This window comes from Candidatus Margulisiibacteriota bacterium (assembly GCA_041658645.1).
Lineage (GTDB): Bacteria > Margulisbacteria > WOR-1 > O2-12-FULL-45-9 > XYB2-FULL-48-7 > JBAZZV01.
The window spans coordinates 36,139-50,501 of record JBAZZV010000007.1; the positions used below are offsets into that span (position 1 = coordinate 36,139).

The 14,363-nt window shown below is 49.9% G+C and carries 14 protein-coding genes; all 14 read left to right on the forward strand.

Going from position 1 to position 14,363, the window contains the following annotated elements:
- The first annotated feature begins 27 nt into the window (after positions 1-27).
- From WC903_06680 to WC903_06745, 14 genes are read left to right on the forward strand one after another with little or no spacing between them, the layout of a single operon-like run.
- On the forward strand, positions 28-261 hold the full coding sequence (locus tag WC903_06680; GenBank protein MFA5893620.1) for a helix-turn-helix domain-containing protein: 234 nt from the start codon (positions 28-30) through the stop codon (positions 259-261).
- 47 nt (positions 262-308) lie between these two features.
- Positions 309-2,087: an ABC transporter ATP-binding protein gene (locus WC903_06685; protein ID MFA5893621.1), complete on the forward strand. Its 1,779-nt coding sequence runs from the start codon at positions 309-311 to the stop codon at positions 2,085-2,087.
- Positions 2,077-3,144: an N-acetylneuraminate synthase gene (gene neuB / locus WC903_06690; GenBank protein ID MFA5893622.1), complete on the forward strand. Its 1,068-nt coding sequence runs from the start codon at positions 2,077-2,079 to the stop codon at positions 3,142-3,144. The genes WC903_06685 and neuB overlap by 11 nt, the downstream gene beginning before the upstream one ends.
- On the forward strand, positions 3,141-3,788 hold the full coding sequence (locus WC903_06695; GenBank protein ID MFA5893623.1) for a PIG-L family deacetylase: 648 nt from the start codon (positions 3,141-3,143) through the stop codon (positions 3,786-3,788). Before neuB ends, WC903_06695 begins: the two co-directional genes overlap by 4 nt.
- 4 nt (positions 3,789-3,792) lie before the next feature.
- A complete protein-coding gene (locus WC903_06700) occupies positions 3,793-4,545 on the forward strand; it encodes a formyltransferase family protein (GenBank protein MFA5893624.1) in 753 nt (250 codons plus the stop codon).
- Positions 4,542-5,699, forward strand: a complete 1,158-nt coding sequence (gene neuC, locus WC903_06705; GenBank protein ID MFA5893625.1) for a UDP-N-acetylglucosamine 2-epimerase — start codon at positions 4,542-4,544, stop codon at positions 5,697-5,699. The genes WC903_06700 and neuC overlap by 4 nt, the downstream gene beginning before the upstream one ends.
- Before the next feature lie 9 nt (positions 5,700-5,708).
- Positions 5,709-6,113, forward strand: a complete 405-nt coding sequence (locus WC903_06710) for an acyltransferase (GenBank protein ID MFA5893626.1) — start codon at positions 5,709-5,711, stop codon at positions 6,111-6,113.
- Positions 6,110-7,237 carry a DegT/DnrJ/EryC1/StrS family aminotransferase gene (locus WC903_06715; GenBank protein MFA5893627.1) on the forward strand — a complete coding sequence of 376 codons (1,128 nt, stop codon included), beginning with the start codon at positions 6,110-6,112 and terminating at the stop codon, positions 7,235-7,237. Before WC903_06710 ends, WC903_06715 begins: the two co-directional genes overlap by 4 nt.
- Positions 7,234-8,229: a UDP-N-acetylglucosamine 4,6-dehydratase family protein gene (locus WC903_06720; GenBank protein ID MFA5893628.1), complete on the forward strand. Its 996-nt coding sequence runs from the start codon at positions 7,234-7,236 to the stop codon at positions 8,227-8,229. The genes WC903_06715 and WC903_06720 overlap by 4 nt, the downstream gene beginning before the upstream one ends.
- A 13-nt stretch (positions 8,230-8,242) precedes the next feature.
- On the forward strand, positions 8,243-9,631 hold the full coding sequence (locus tag WC903_06725; GenBank protein ID MFA5893629.1) for a radical SAM protein: 1,389 nt from the start codon (positions 8,243-8,245) through the stop codon (positions 9,629-9,631).
- Positions 9,628-10,314, forward strand: coding sequence for an acylneuraminate cytidylyltransferase family protein (locus WC903_06730; protein MFA5893630.1), 687 nt, complete (start codon positions 9,628-9,630; stop codon positions 10,312-10,314). The genes WC903_06725 and WC903_06730 overlap by 4 nt, the downstream gene beginning before the upstream one ends.
- Complete coding sequence (locus WC903_06735) at positions 10,311-12,125, forward strand: hypothetical protein (GenBank protein ID MFA5893631.1); 1,815 nt, start codon at positions 10,311-10,313, stop codon at positions 12,123-12,125. Before WC903_06730 ends, WC903_06735 begins: the two co-directional genes overlap by 4 nt.
- The gene (locus WC903_06740) at positions 12,125-12,928 is read left to right on the forward strand and encodes a 3-deoxy-manno-octulosonate cytidylyltransferase (protein MFA5893632.1); all 804 of its coding nucleotides are present in this window, start codon (positions 12,125-12,127) and stop codon (positions 12,926-12,928) included. The genes WC903_06735 and WC903_06740 overlap by 1 nt, the downstream gene beginning before the upstream one ends.
- A complete protein-coding gene (locus tag WC903_06745; GenBank protein MFA5893633.1) occupies positions 12,918-14,357 on the forward strand; it encodes a bifunctional class I SAM-dependent methyltransferase/glycosyltransferase family 2 protein in 1,440 nt (479 codons plus the stop codon). The genes WC903_06740 and WC903_06745 overlap by 11 nt, the downstream gene beginning before the upstream one ends.
- Positions 14,358-14,363: the final 6 nt, after the last annotated feature.

The following is a 14,363-nucleotide window of genomic DNA, read 5'->3' on the forward strand; positions in this document are numbered from 1 at the left end:
CTGCTTATTTGCTATACTTAATATATTATGGTTGTTGATGAAAATAGTGTCTATACGCCGCAAGAAACTATCTCTATTTTAAAGATCTCCGATTCCACTTTTCGCCGCCTGATCAGGCAGGGAGTGCTTCGGGTAGCCAAGATCGGCGGGCAATACCGGGTGATGGGCCGGGAGATCCTCCGCGTGTTAAGCCCGACCTTGCCGGAAAAAGTGAAACGGGCCTACAAGAAAGTGATCCTGGAATTAGAGAAGAAAAAATGACCGGAAATGCTTAGCGTCAACCTCAATTATTTTTTTAGGAGAATCAATTGGAAATCACCGGCAGATCGGTAGAGACCCTAAAATATTTCATGGCCAAGAAATGGAAAGTGTTGACGGTTGTCGCAATCCTGAGCTTTTTTGCCGCTTTTTTTGAGAGTCTTTCGGCCGTCGCGATCTATCCGGTCTTGTTGGTCATTATGCCGGCTTCTGCGGTGGAGGGGGGGAGCAATAAATATGTGGATGCCGCGATAGCTTGGGCGACCGCCCATTCTTCCTTAACCCCCTTATACGTAACGATCATTTTTCTCTTGGCCGTGACCATTATTAAAATCGCCTTAAATTACGGCAATTCATTGTTGGCCTGGGTTGTGGCCAATAATATCTTCCAAGAAACACAGATCAAGATGATGTCCGCTTTGCTGACAGCCGATTATCAGTTTTTGGTGAACACCGAAAAGGGTGATCTGGCTTTCCGTCTTTTAACCGCCCCTGGCTACGTCAGCAAAGTTGTTAACACAATACCCCTGATGCTCGTGGAATTATTAAAAATACTTATGATGATGGCTGTTCTTTTCGTGGTTTCCCCGCTGATTACGGGCATCTTATTGGTCACTTCTTACGTTTATTATTTGATCACAAAAAGTGTCGCGCAAAATGTCTCCTATGGCACCGGCAGCGGCCGGGCGATCAGCGCTTCGAACCAAACGATCCACGCCATGAACGCCTTAAAAGGGATCAAAAGCATCAGATTGCACGGCGCCGTTGGGCATTGGGTGGAATTGTTCAGCAAAGAGGTCAGGAAATTTTATCAATACGCGCTAAAAGATACACTGATCGGCAGCATTCCCAGCAGCCTGCTGGAGTTGGTTTACATTTCTTTTTTGTGCGTCATGGTCCTATATTATTCCGGCACTAAGGGCGGGATCATCGGCAGTATTCCGATGTTGGGCGTTTTTGCTTATTCTCTTTTAAAGATCATGCCTTCTTTAAAGCAATTGAGCACATACGGCATGACCTTGATGGGGATGCTGCCGAACGCGGAGGCGGCTTATATTGCGATCCAGGAAGCGGAGCAAAGGAAGCCTTTTGATGGGATCGAGCGGCTGGACAAATTTTCAACCAGCATTGATTTGAAAGATCTGACTTTCTCTTACGTTAATTCCAAGAAACCCGCGGTTAAAAGCCTTAATTGTTCTATCGCGCGCGGAGAATTTATCGGGATAATCGGCCCTTCAGGTTCCGGCAAGACCACTTTACTTGATCTGCTGGCCGGCTTATTAAGCCCTACCGCCGGTAAGATCTTGGTGGAAGGGAAAGATCTCCAGTCATATTCGGCCCGCTCCCTTAGCGAACATATCGGCTACGTCGGGCAGGAGACTTTCTTGTTCAACGACACGATCCGCGCCAACATTCTTTTTGGCCGGAAAGAATTTGACGACGGGGCGATCAAAAAAGCGCTGGCCAAGGCGGACATGCTGGAGTTTACCGAATCCCTGCCGGGCGGCCTGGATTATATCCTGGCGGACGACGGGATGAAGATCTCCGGCGGCCAGCGACAGCGGATCAGCATCGCCCGGGCGGTTCTGCGCGATCCCGAAATCTTGTTTTTGGACGAAGCGACCAGCGCGCTCGATCACCAGACGGAAGAAAATGTCATGCAGACGGTTTTGCGGCTGGTCCGGAAAGAGGGGAAGACGGTCATTTTTGTCACCCACCGGAAAAGCGCGATTAAGGACGCGGACCGCATTATCGAGCTGCGGGACGGCCAAATAATCGAGGCGGTGAACCCCGAGACGATCGGAGAACTGATCAAAAGTGAAAGCTAAATCGGGCGTCAAAATGATCAAGATCGGCGATCGGAAGATCGGGTTCGATCAACCGGTCTTTATCATCGCGGAGGCCGGGGTCAACCATGACGGGAGCCTTAACGCGGCCAAAAAACTGATCGACACGGCCAAAGCGGCCGGGGCCGATGCCGTTAAGTTCCAGACCTTCCGGGCGGCGGCGCTGGCGACGATGACCGCGCCTAAGGCCGGTTATCAGAAAAGAACGACCGCGGGCGGCTCCCAGCAGGAGATGCTTAAAAAACTGGAGCTGTCCGGCGCTGATTTTCGCAAGTTGTCCGCCTATTGCCGGCGGCGGGGGATAATGTTCCTCTCGACGCCGTTCGACCTGGAAAGCGCCGACCTGCTTAACCGCTTAGGTCTGTCGGCTTTCAAGATCAGTTCCGGTGACTTGACCAACCTCCCTTTTCTCCGGCAGATCGCTTCTTATCGAAAACCGTTGCTTCTCTCAACCGGGATGGCGACTTTGGCGGAGGTCCGGTCGGCGGTTGAGTGCGTGAGATCAGCGGGAAGCTATCAATTGGCCTTGCTGCACTGTACTTCCAATTACCCGACCAGGCCGGTTGATGTCAATCTGCGGGCGATGGCGACGATGAGCAAAGAGTTTAATGTCCCGGTTGGCTACTCCGATCATACCGAAGGGATCGGGATTGCCGTGGCGGCTGTGGCGCTTGGCGCCGCCATCATCGAGAAACACTTTACGCTCGATAAAACTCTGCCGGGGCCGGACCACCAGGCTTCGCTGGAACCGAAAGAATTAGCCGCCCTAATTTCGGCGGTCCGGCAAGTTGAGGCGGCCCTGGGGAACGGGAAAAAAGAACCGCGGCGGTCAGAGCGGGCGGTCGCAAAAGTCACCCGAAAAAGCCTAGTTGCCGCCCGCGATATTCCCGGCGGGACTAAGCTGACCAGGGAACTGCTAGCCATCAAACGGCCGGGAACCGGGATCAAACCGAAAGATCTGCCAAAAATGATCGGCCGGACCGCCCGGCGCAACATCAGAAAAGATTCGTTATTAAATTGGAAGCAGGTGGCGACATGAAAAATGTCCTGGTGGTAGCGGCCCATCCCGATGACGAAGTATTGGGCGTCGGCGGTACGGTTTTGAAACATGTTGCCGCCGGAGATAAAGTTTATGTTTGCCTGGTGACTAGTGCCTATGAGCCGGAATGGTCGAAGGACTATATCGAGCAGAAGATCGTCGAACAGGCGCAAGTGGACAAGCTATTAGGGATCGCCGGCCGTTTTAATCTCGATCAGCCAACGGTCAAGCTCAATACGCTGCCGCACGGCGAATTGAACAATAAGATCGCGGTTGTGATCGACCAGGTTAAGCCGTCGATCGTTTATACCCATTTTGAAGGTGATCTTAATTATGACCATACTTTGATTTATCGGGCTTGCGCCGTTGGGACCCGGCCGCCGAAGACCATTAAATTGTTATGTTACGAGACCCTCTCCGAAACCGAATGGAATAACCGGGCTTTTGTCCCGAACGTTTGGGTCGGGATCGAACGGCAGATCGAGCAAAAGATCAAAGCCTTCGAGATTTATGCCTCGGAGGTTAAAGCGCCGCCGCACCCGCGCAATGCCGAAGGCCTGATCACGCTGGCCAAGAAGCGGGGCTTGGAGATTTGCGCTGATTATGCCGAGGCCTTTATGCTGATCAGGGAGATCCAGAGATAGGAAAATGAAAACTGTCTGGTTGTCAGCCAATAAACTGGGTTTGGAGTTGTTGAAAGAAGCGATTAAGGTCAAAGGCTTTGACCTAAACGCGGTCATCACCCTTGACCAGACCGCGGCCACGATCATGTATGACGGTGTACCGGCCAAAAGCTGGCAAAATTTTGGCGTTAAAGTCCATCAAGTTTCCGAGATCAACAAAGAAAAAGCGCTGCTTAAAGAATTGGCGCCTGATCTGGTCGTGATGTGCGGCTGGCGCCAGGTCGTTGACGGCGAAGTGCTGAAAATACCGCCGCGAGGCGTGATTGGTTTTCATCCGACGCTGCTCCCTTTTGGCCGGGGCCCGGCGCCGATCATTAATTCCATCCTGACAGGCGTCAGGGAGTCAGGGCTGACCATGTTTTATCCCGGGACCGGGCTTGATGACGGCGATATTATCGCTCAAGAAAAATTCAAGATTGGTGAGGTTGATGATGCGGCGACTGTTTATAAAAAAGTGATCAGAGCCGGTAAAAAGATTATCAGGCAATATTTGCCGTTAATTATCGCCGGCCAGGCGTCGCGAACCCCCCAAGATGGAAGGGAAGCGGTGGTTTTCAAAAAACCGAAATTGGCTGACAACAGGATCGATTTGGAAAAAGAAAGTCTCAACGATATTTACGCTAAGATCAAAGCCCTTTCGAAACCGTACAAGGGCGCTTACCTTGAAAAAGACGGGAAAAAGTTGATCATTTGGCAGGCGGAATTGTTGACAACATGAAACAGAGAAGAAAGATTTGCGTGGTGACCGGTAGCCGGGCCGAATACGGCCTGTTAAAGCCGGTTATGTTGGCGATCAGGGCCCGGCCTGAGCTCAAACTATCATTGATCGCGACCGGCATGCACCTTTCCTCTCAATTTGGCCGGACGGCCGGCTTGATCCAACAAGATGGCTTCCGGATCGATCAGCAAGTGAAAATGGACCCGGCTAACAATGACGGAGCAGCCATGGCTAAAGCGATCGGCCGTGGCATTACGGGGCTGGCGGCCGCCCTGAGCTCGATAAGGCCGGATGTCACTTTGGTTTTGGGTGACCGGACCGAGGCCTTGGCGGCGTCGATCGCTAGCGCTTATATGAATATTGCCGTTGCCCATATCCATGGTGGGGATATCAGCATGGCCGGCCTTGATGAGTCGGCCAGGCACGCGATCACCAAACTGGCTCATATCCATTTTCCGGCATCAAAAGAAAGTAAGGAGAGGATAATTAAGCTGGGGGAAGAGCCAAAGCGTGTTTTTTTGGTTGGTGCCCCCGGATTGGATACGGTTTTGCATGAGCCATTATTATCAAAAAAAGCGTTAGCGGCTGAAATAGGTTTTGATTTTACTCAACCAGTCCTGGTGCTGCTGCAGCATTCGGTCACGACCCAAATAGAACAAGCCGGGGAACAGATCAAGGGGACGATCGCTGCGGTTAGACAGTTTAATCTGCCAACGGTAGTGATCTATCCTAATTCTGACGCAGGCGGCAGGACCATAATCAGAGAGATCGAAAAACTAAGAACTGTCGACAATATCCGGCTCTTTAAAAATCTGCCGCGCAGAGTCTACCTGAGTCTGTTAAAATATACTTCAGTTCTGGTCGGCAATTCCAGCGGCGGGATCATCGAAACCCCCTTATTTAAACTGCCGGTGGTTAATATCGGGATCAGGCAAGCGGGGCGAGAGCGGGGGAAGAATGTTATCGATGTGCCGCATAAGCAATCAGCAATAATAAAGGCAATCAAACGAGCCTTATTTGATGATAAGTTTCACCGGCAGATCGATCATTGCGTCAATCCATACGGTAGTGGCCGCGCCGGTGAAAAGATCGCGGCAGTTTTAAGCAAGATCGGGATAGACCGTGATTTTTTACAAAAACAAATAACCTATTAGGAGATGATCATGGCGGAAAGATTTAAGAAATGGCGTTTGCCTGCGATTAAAGAGGGTAAATTAACCAAATATAACTGGCTGATCCAGCATGCGAATAACTTGGTGCTTGGCAACAAGACTGATATCGGGGCATTTACATATATCAACGCCAAGAACGGAGTAGTTATCGAGGCCGGAGTCCAGGTCGGCTCGCATTGTTCTATCTATTCTGTTTCCACGATCGACGGCAAAAATGGGAAAGTCTGGCTTAAGAAAGACAGTTGTCTCGGCAGTCACTGCGTAGTTATGCCGGGGGTTACAGTTGGCAAGAATTCAATTGTCGGCGCTTTTTCTTTCGTCAATAAGGATATACCGGACAATTGCGTGGCTTTCGGCGTGCCGGCCAAAGTTGTCAAAAAGCTGGGAAAGAAATGAAAATACCATTATCAAATCCGGATATTACTGACAGCGAAAGAGAAGCTGTTCTGGCTGTTTTAAGGACACCGAACTTAAGCCTGGGGCCGAAACTGCCGGAATTTGAAAATAAATTCGCGGCCTATTTGGGTGTTAAACATGCGGTCGCCGTCAACAGCGGGACCAGCGGCCTCCATCTTTGCGTCAGAGCGCTGGGTCTAAAAGATGATGATGAGGTCATTACTACCCCTTTTAGTTTTATCGCTTCCGCTAACTGTCTGCTGTTTGAACGGGTCAGGCCTGTCTTTGTCGATATCGATCCCGACACTCTCAATATCGATGTCAAGAAGATCGTTGGCAAGATAAACAAAAAGACCAAAGCGATCCTGCCGGTCCATGTTTTCGGTTATCCCTGCGACATGAAAAAGATCATGGCGATCGCCAATAAACATAGTTTGTCGGTGATCGAAGATGCCTGTGAGGCGGTGGGGGCAGAGATTGACGGCCGGAAAGCCGGAACGTTCGGCGACTGTTCTGTTATCGCTTTTTATCCCAACAAACAGATGACCACCGGCGAAGGCGGCTTGATCGCGACTAACAGCGCAAAGATCGCATTGTTGGCGAGAAGCATGCGTAATCAGGGGCGGGATGATGGTATGGGTTGGTTGGCGCACAGCCGGCTGGGTTATAACTACCGCTTAAGCGACATTAACTGCGCGCTCGGGATCGCCCAGTTGAAAAGGATCGCTGAACTGTTAAAACGTCGCCAAAGAGCGGCGGATCTTTATGAGGCAAAATTGAGAGGTATTCAGGGGTTGATCCTGCCGCCGAGAGAAACTGCTGGCATTAAACGAAGCTGGTTTGTCTATGTCGTGCGGTTGGCCGATGAATTCTCTTCTGCCCAGCGCGACCGGATAATCTTGGAATTGCGGGCCAAGGGGATCGGCTGCAGCGCCTATTTCCCGCCGATCCATTTACAGCCATTTTACAAAAAAGAATTCGGTTTTAAAAGAGGTGATTTCCCGATCACTGAAGCGGTCGCTGATCGGACGATCGCGCTGCCGTTTTTTAACCGTTTATCAGAAAGTCAGATCGATCAAGTCGTCAAAGCGCTTAAAGCGGCGCTGCAAGGAGTGAAAAAATGAAGGATTACTTTTCCGGCAAAAAGATCCTGGTGACGGGGGGAACGGGTTCGATCGGCAGCGAGATCGTCCGGCAGGTCATTAAATATGAACCTTCCGTTATCAGAGTATTCAGCAATGATGAGGATGCCCAATTTAATTTGTCTCAGAAATACGGCAGCAAAGGCAAAGTGCGTTTCTTGTTCGGCGATATCCGTGATGAAGAGCGTTTAAAATGGGCGATGGACTCAATTGATATAGTTTTTCACGCTGCCGCGCTCAAGCATGTGCCCGCTTGTGAATTTGATCCATTTGAAGCTGTGAAAACAAATGTTATCGGAACACAGAATGTGATCAAAGAGGCCTTATTCCAGAACGTCGGGAAGGTCATTAATATAAGCACTGATAAGGCAGTCAATCCGATCAATGTCATGGGGGCCACCAAATTACTGGCCGAAAGGATCACCATCTCCTCCAATAATTATAAGGGTTTGGGCCGAACGGCTTTTGCCTGCGTCCGCTTCGGCAATGTGCTGGCTTCCCGCGGGTCAGTCGTCCCGATATTTTTGGATCAGATCAAACGGGGTGGGCCGGTGACGGTAACCGATCCCAACATGACCCGGTTTATCATGAGCATAGCGCAATCGGTAGAACTGATCTTGAACGCCGCGGTCGGCTCCAAAGGTGGAGAGATCTTTATCCTTAAAATGCCGGCGGTCAAAGTCGGAGTTTTGGCGGAGGCGATGATCGAAATGCTGGCTGGCAGGTATGGTCATGACCCCAAAAAGATCGAAATTAAGGAGATCGGTATGCGTTCGGGAGAAAAGTTCCACGAAGAGTTGATGACGCACATTGAAATGACCAATGCCGTTGATGACGGTAAAATGTACACAATTTTGCCCGGGATGCTTGACAAGAAGTCAAGCAGCCCGTCAGCCGATTACAATTCAGCCAGCGCCGAACAGCTAAATAAGTCGGAAATAATAAAGACGCTGGGAGACTTGCTTCCGGCATGAGGGAGATAATGGCTTGAGAGTTTTACTGGTAGTTTATGATAACGACTCCTATATTCACTGGTTCCCCCAGGGTTTGGGGTATATTGCCGCCGTGTTGCTTAAAGCCGGCCACGAAGTAGAGATTTATAGCCAGGATCAGCATCATTATCCCGAATCGCATCTTCAGGCCCATCTTGATAAGAACCGGTATGATTTTATCGGTGTCAGCGTGGTCGGCGGCTATTACCAATACAGGAAATTGCTGAAAATATCCGAGGCGATCAACCGCGCTAAGAACCGGCCTTTTTACATCATCGGCGGCCACGGTCCTTCACCGGAGCCGGAGTACTTCTTGAAAAAGACCGGCGCTGACGCGGTGGTCATCGGCGAAGGCGAAAGAACGATAATCGAATTGTTAGAAGCGGTGGCGCAGCGATTGCCGCTGAAGGAGGTCAAAGGGATCGCTTCCCGGGAGGGCGACAAGGTTGTTGTTAACGAACGCCGGCCCCTGATCGAAGATATAGATTCCATCCCGTTCCCGGCTTATGAGCTCTTCCCAATAGAATATTATCGGCTGCTGCGGATGCCCCACGCGACCAATGCCGACTTTGTCATGCCGATCCTTTCCGGGCGGGGCTGTACTTTTGAATGCAATTTCTGCTACCGGATGGACAAGGGTTTCCGGCCGCGACGGAGCGACAGCATCATCGAGGAGATCGAATTGCTGAAAAGGAAATTCGGCATTACTTATATCGCCTTTGGCGATGAGCTGCTGATGTCCTCGGTCGCCAGGACGGAAGAGCTTTGCCGGGCATTCATAAAAGCGCAGTTGAACATTAAATGGGATTGCAACGGCAGATTGAATTACGCCAAGCCCGATCTTCTAAAGCTGATGAAGGAAGCCGGGTGTGTTTTTATTAATTATGGAATTGAATCAATGGATGAAAAAGCGTTGCGGGCGATGAATAAGGCTCTGACCGTCAAGCAAATTATTACAGGGATAGAAAACACTTTGGCGGCCGGGATCAGCCCGGGCTATAATATTATTTTTGGTAATATCGGCGAGAATGCCGAGTCGCTGCGCCTGGGGATGGAGTTTTTATTGAAATACGACGACCATTCGCAGCTGCGGACGATCAGACCAGTCACGCCTTACCCGGGCTCTCCGTTGTACTATTACGCGATCGAAAAAGGGCTGCTCAAGGATTGCGCCGACTTCTATGAAAATAAACACACTAATTCCGATCTGTTGTCGGTTAATTTTACCGAGATGACCGAGGATGAAGTATTGCGGGCGCTCCATGACGCCAACATCCAACTGATCGAGAATTATTACTCCCATCAAAGGATCAAGGCCAGAGAGACCGCTAAAAAATTATATCTGGAAAAAGATCAATCTTTCCGGGGTTTTAGGCAATCATGAGTAAAATTCTCGGCATCATCACGGCGCGGGGCGGGTCCAAAGGGGTTCCCGGTAAAAACCTGAAGCAGGTCGCCGGGCAACCGCTCATCGTCTGGACGATCGAGCAGGCAAAAAAGTCAAAACAGCTTGATCGTTTGATCCTGTCTTCGGAAGACCAGGAAATTATAGCTGTAGCACGAAATAACGGTTGCGAGGTTCCTTTTGTGCGCCCGATTGAATTAGCCGGGGATGGCACTTTGACGATTGAGGTCGTACTACATGCTTTAAAGATCCTAAAAGACAAATACGATTATGTTGTTTTATTGCAGCCGACTTCACCGCTGAGAGCAGCGGCGGATATTGATGGTTGCATTGAAATGTGCCTTAAAACAAAAGCAAATTCATGCGTCTCGGTAGTCGAAGCGGGGAAAAGCCTTTACTGGACATTTTCCGTTGACCGTGAGAATCATTTGCGCCCCTTGATCTCAACAGAGAAATTTATCCTGCGCCGCCAGGATTTGCCGAAAGCGTATACTCTCAATGGCGCCGTTTATTGCGCGCGCGTCGATTGGCTGCTGGAAAAGAAAGCGTTCGTTACCGAAGAAACCATGGCGTATGTGATGCCGGCTGAAAGATCGCTCGATATAGATTCCGAATACGACCTTAAAGTGGCTGAAGCCTTGTTAGGGGATAAAATCAGATGACTTTGGCTTATGACCTGGGCGAGATGAAAAGCGAATCCGGCGCTTCATTAAAATATGAAGTGGAGACGCTGGCTTCAGAATTAGCTTTAAAAATGTCCAAGCTGTTATCTGAATTACCGATCTATCAAAAGATCGAGCAAGTCTTGCCCAGCGATAAAACAATCGTCTTCTTCCAAAAATCGTTAAAGACCGAGATATATCAGATCGCGCGCGATCTTTGCGTTGCTAAATGGCAAAAGAGGAACAAGCCCACGTCAAGTGCCCGGGAACTGGTTTTCACAACTGATCAGGGGATTTTCGCCCTGTTTCGGCGGGTCTGGGACGATCAGGAGTATTTAATAACTTTTAAAGAACGTAAATCCGGTCAATCGATCCTAATAGCGATCGGCCGATCGTTATTAAGGTTTCTTCGTGAAATAAAGCCTGCTGACCGGCCTGCTCTTTCTTCGGTCAATAAGCCGGTGCTCGCGGTCGCTTATGCCGAGGGGTTAAATCTCGAGCGGCGGTCTGATTTTGTCTGGTTGGCCAAGAGCCGGATCGATCCGGGCCAGGTTCTGGTCTATTTTGAAGGGGCGGACAATGTCACTGGTAGGCCGGTTGCCGAAAACGTCTTAGATCAGATCGAAAAAATGGGGATGCGTTGGGTGTCGTTGAATCGCGGATCGGTTGCCAGAAAAAACGCCCCAGTCTGGCGGCCTGGCTCGGCGAAGAGGTTGGAACTCTCCCCTTCAGCGATCAGGCCCGGTAATAGTGTTGATAAATGGATCATGGCCAAGGGAAAAGAGCTGCTCCTAGCAGTTAATTACTGGCGAGCCTTTTATCAAGACTTTAACGTTAAGATCAATTTCATAATTGGGGAAGGCGGGATCGATCATATCCCTAAAACAATTGCTTTTGCTGCCGGCCAGCTTGGTCTGGCTGTTGGCAAGCAGCGCTCAGAGTTATTTCTAAACGTAGAAACGTATTTTGGGTATCATGTGAAAGATGTCTTTTTTAGCTGGACGCCGCGCTCCAATTGTTATTTGTCGCCCAACCTTAATAAGATCACGACAAATGTCGTGACCGGTTATCCAAATGATCTGGTTTTTAAGGAAATACTCAAAAGATCCCGGCCGGTACGTGAAAAGCTGCGAGCGAAAGGCGCGGCGTTCGTGATCGCTTTATTCGACAATGTTTTTGGGCCGCAATATCAATTTTCAAAAGAAATGATGGAAAAATATTATCTGGCATTTATCAACTGGGCACTGAAAGATGAGAGCATCGGAATAATAATCAAAACAAAAAAACCGCAATTTCTGGCTGATCTTGGCCAGGTTTTGCCGGCTTTAAATAAATTAATGGCAACAGGCAGATGTTTCCGCTTTAACAAAGAAATAGGCCGTTTGCCTGTTGACGCTGCGGCGGCCGGCGACATGGCAGTTGGGATCGGCATCTCGACCGCGGTCATTGAATCGGCCATAGCCGGTTGTCGGGGCATTCATTGCGACCTGACAAAATTCCGTTCCCACGAGTTCTACAAATGGGGAGAGGGGAGATTAATATTCGATGATGTTGACAAATTGATCGCTGCTCTTAAAAAGTACAAAAATAATCGCGGCGACTTACCCGATCTGGGCGATTGGACAAAGTATTGTGATAAGCTCGATCCTTATCGGGACGGCCGGGCGGGAGAGAGAATGGGTTCTTATTTGCGCTCCTGCCTAGATGGCTTAGCGGCGGGAGAAAGCAGAGCAGCGGTCTTAAAGCGAGCAAATAAAGAATACACGTCTCAATGGGGAGCAGATAAAATTATCGCAATGGAGAACAACTGATGCGCACATTAATAGTTATTCCAGCCAGGCTTGGCTCCTGGCGATTCCCCGAAAAGCCGTTGACTATCATCGATGGGATGCCGATGATCGAGCACGTTTATCGGCGATCTTTGCTGGCCAAAGGGGTCGAGGAGGTGGTCATGGCTGTCTGTGAAGACCGAGTTCTTCAGGCTTGTGAGAAATTTGGCGCTAAAATCGTTATGACCTCAACCCAGTGCCCTTCGGCGGTGGATCGGGTCGCTGAAGCGGCCAGACAGCTTGGTTATGTTTCCGGCAATGATCTGGTCCTTAATGTCCAGGGGGATGAGCCGGCCATGCCGCCGCCGGTGATCGAGCTGACGATCGAAAAGCTAAAAAACGACCCGTCGGCCAGGTGTGCTAATCTGATTGAAAGAATTACAGATGAGGCCGATCTGCAAAATCATCACCGGATCAAAGCGGTCATTTCCCGCCATAACCGGCTGATCTACCTGACCAGGCAGGCGATACCGGCTTCGGTCTTTGATGTCAAAAAAAGAGCGGTCTTCTATCGGCAGACTTGCGTCATCGGTTTTCGCGGTGACTTTCTTCAGGAATTTACGCGGCTGGAGCGGACGCCGCTCGAACTGATCGAAGGGATAGATATGCTCCGGGCGATCGAGCATGATTTGCCGATCGCTTCCGGCGTGTCGGAATATATCACCCAGCCGGTTGATACGCCGGAAGACATCGGGCGGGTGATCGCACTATTGAAGAACGACCCTTATTGGCAAAGTCGATATTCAAGCCAAAGCGTAAAAGGAGCGACAAATAGTGGTAAATAAAACAGTTGCCAAGGTCAGGGATTATTACAATAATAATTCATTAAAAATTGATGAGAGCAAACGGCGAACTAAAGGTTATTACAACGAATTAAAGCGTTTTCTCTCCTCGGTCATCATTCCCGGCCAAAAAGTTTTAGATATCGGCTGCGGCAACGGCGACATGCTGGCCTCGCTTGATGTCGCCCGGGGTGTGGGAATCGATATTTCGGCTGGGATGATCGAGCTGGCGCGAAAAAAGCATGCCAATAATGAACTTAGCTTTTTTGTCGGGGATGCGCAGGATCCCGCTCTTTTGACGGGGCTTAACGAGAAATTTGACGTGGTCTTGTTATGCAATAGCATCACGGAGATGCATGATGTTCAGGCGGTTTTTGAGGCGCTTCATACGGTCTGTCATCCGCGGACCAGGATAATCGTCATCAGCTACAGCCGGGTCTGGCAAATACCGCTCCAAATCGCGGAGTGGCTGGGTTTCAAGGTCAAGAACCCCGTTAATAACTGGTTGAGTTCGGATATTGTCAGGGAAATGCTCCAGACAGCTGAATATGACATCATCCGCGGCGCCAATTATATAATCTTTCCCTTTAATTTGGGGCCGGTTTCGAGGTGGATAAATCGTTATGTCGGTAATCTGCCGTTGATCAGTGAATTGAACCTGATGTTTGGCATCATTGCCCGACCAATTAAACAGGCGAGTGTTCCGGCAAAAGAGCCGACCTGCAGTATCGTGATCCCTTGCCGGAATGAAGCTGGTCATCTGCAGCAGCTATCCGATCGTTTACCGGCATTGCGGGACGGTTCCGAAGTGATATGGATTGAAGGCAATTCCACGGATGATACTGCGGAGCGCATCCGGGAGATGATCGAGCGGAATCCGGAAAAGAATTGGCGCTTCTTGCAGCAGCCGGGAAAAGGGAAAGGGGATGCGGTTCGCCACGCCTTTGCCAGCGCCAGAGGCGATATCCTGATCATCCTTGACGCTGATGTTACAGTCGCACCGGAGGACTTGCCGAAGTTCATTAACCTGCTGGCGCGCAATAAGGCCGAATTCGTCAATGGCTGCCGCCTGATCTACCCGATGGATGAAAAAGCGATGCGTTTTCTCAACCTGTTGGGCAACCGATTTTTTGCCAAACTTTTTAGCTACCTGCTTGGACAAAAGGTTCGTGACACGCTCTGCGGCACCAAGGTCCTGTGGCGGAGTGATTATGAGAAGATCGCAGCCAACCGCAACTATTTCGGTGACTTTGACCCCTTTGGTGATTTTGATCTTCTTTTCGGTGCCGCCAGACTCAATCTGAAAATTCTTGATCTGCCTGTCCGTTATGGCGAAAGGACTTACGGCACGACAAATATTTCCCGTTTTCGCGACGGCTTCTTGTTGCTGAAAATGAGCGGTATCGCGGCGAAAAAGCTGAAATTTATTTAAAGTTAT

Excerpts from the sequence above, each read along its gene's own strand:
- WC903_06695 (MFA5893623.1), top strand. The coding sequence starts at position 3,141 with ATGAAAAATGTCCTGGTGGTAGCGGCCCATCCCGATGACGAAGTATTG.
- WC903_06735 (MFA5893631.1), top strand. The coding sequence starts at position 10,311 with ATGACTTTGGCTTATGACCTGGGCGAGATGAAAAGCGAATCCGGCGCT.
- WC903_06730 (MFA5893630.1), top strand. The coding sequence starts at position 9,628 with ATGAGTAAAATTCTCGGCATCATCACGGCGCGGGGCGGGTCCAAAGGG.
- neuC (MFA5893625.1), top strand. The coding sequence starts at position 4,542 with ATGAAACAGAGAAGAAAGATTTGCGTGGTGACCGGTAGCCGGGCCGAA.
- WC903_06715 (MFA5893627.1), top strand. The coding sequence starts at position 6,110 with ATGAAAATACCATTATCAAATCCGGATATTACTGACAGCGAAAGAGAA.
- WC903_06700 (MFA5893624.1), top strand. The coding sequence starts at position 3,793 with ATGAAAACTGTCTGGTTGTCAGCCAATAAACTGGGTTTGGAGTTGTTG.
- WC903_06740 (MFA5893632.1), top strand. The coding sequence starts at position 12,125 with ATGCGCACATTAATAGTTATTCCAGCCAGGCTTGGCTCCTGGCGATTC.
- WC903_06720 (MFA5893628.1), top strand. The coding sequence starts at position 7,234 with ATGAAGGATTACTTTTCCGGCAAAAAGATCCTGGTGACGGGGGGAACG.
- WC903_06680 (MFA5893620.1), top strand. The coding sequence starts at position 28 with ATGGTTGTTGATGAAAATAGTGTCTATACGCCGCAAGAAACTATCTCT.
- WC903_06710 (MFA5893626.1), top strand. The coding sequence starts at position 5,709 with ATGGCGGAAAGATTTAAGAAATGGCGTTTGCCTGCGATTAAAGAGGGT.